The sequence below is a fragment of the Thauera phenylacetica B4P genome, from assembly GCF_000310225.1.
Taxonomy (GTDB): Bacteria; Pseudomonadota; Gammaproteobacteria; order Burkholderiales; family Rhodocyclaceae; genus Thauera; species Thauera phenylacetica.
The window spans coordinates 1-1040 of the sequence record NZ_AMXF01000491.1; the positions used below are offsets into that span (position 1 = coordinate 1).

Consider the following 1040-nt stretch of genomic DNA (forward strand, 5'->3'; position numbering starts at 1 on the left):
CCTGCCCCCTCACGCCTCACTCCTCACCACGTCAGAGCATCACCCGGCGGAAGTCCGCCAGCAGTTGCGCGAGGTACACGTTGAAGCGGGTGGCCAGCGCGCCGTCGATCACGCGGTGGTCCGCGGTCAGCGACATCGGCAGCGTCAGGCGCGGCACGAAAGCCTTGCCGTCCCACACCGGCTTCATCACCGACTTGTTCACCCCGAGGATGGCCACCTCGGGCGCATTGACGATGGGCGCGAAGTAGGTGCCGCCGATCCCGCCCAGCGAGCTGATCGTGAAGCAGGCACCCGACATGTCGGCCGGGCCGAGCTTGCCGTCGCGCGCCTTCTTGGCCAGCGCGCCGGATTCGGCGGCGATGTCGAACACGCTCTTCTTGTCCGCGTCCTTGATCACCGGCACCACCAGCCCGTTCGGGGTGTCGGCGGCAAAGGCGATGTTGAAGTACTTCTTGTAGACGAGGTTGTCCCCATCGAGCGAGGTGTTGAACTCGGGGAACTCCTGCAGCGCGCGCACCGAGGCCTTGATGATGAAGGCGAGCATGGTGAGCTTCTTGCCGGACTTCTCGTGCTCCTTGTTCATCGCCACCCGGAAGGCTTCCAGGTCGGTGATGTCGGCGTCCTCGTGGTAGGTCACCGCCGGGATCATCACCCAGTTGCGGGCGAGGTTCTGGCCGGAGATCTTCTTGATGCGGCTGAGCGGCTTGACCTCGATCTCGCCGAACTTGGCGAAGTCGACCTTCGGCCACGGCAGCAGGTCGAGTCCACCGCCGAGCGAGGCACCCGCGGCCGCCGCCGCCGGGGTCTTGCCCGGCACCACGCCGGAGCTCATCGCCGCCTTGATGAAGCCGGCGACGTCTTCCTTGAGGATGCGACCCTTCGGGCCGGTGGCCTTGACCTGGCCGAGATCGACGCCGAGCTCGCGGGCAAAGGCGCGCACCGAGGGGCTGGCGTGCACCTTGCCGCCGAGCGTGACCGCCGAGGGCGCGGCGGCGGGCATCGCCGCCGGGGCGCTCGCGGCGGGGCCGCCGTCGGCGAGC

Annotated in this window: 1 protein-coding gene; it reads right to left on the reverse strand. The window is 68.5% G+C overall.

Features of this window, described 5'->3' with window-relative positions; all coding sequences use genetic code 11:
* Positions 1-31: 31 nt before the first annotated feature.
* Positions 32-1040, reverse strand: a 1009-nt coding sequence (locus C667_RS23235; protein ID WP_004389927.1) for a 2-oxo acid dehydrogenase subunit E2, incomplete at its 5' end; no start/stop codon positions are given.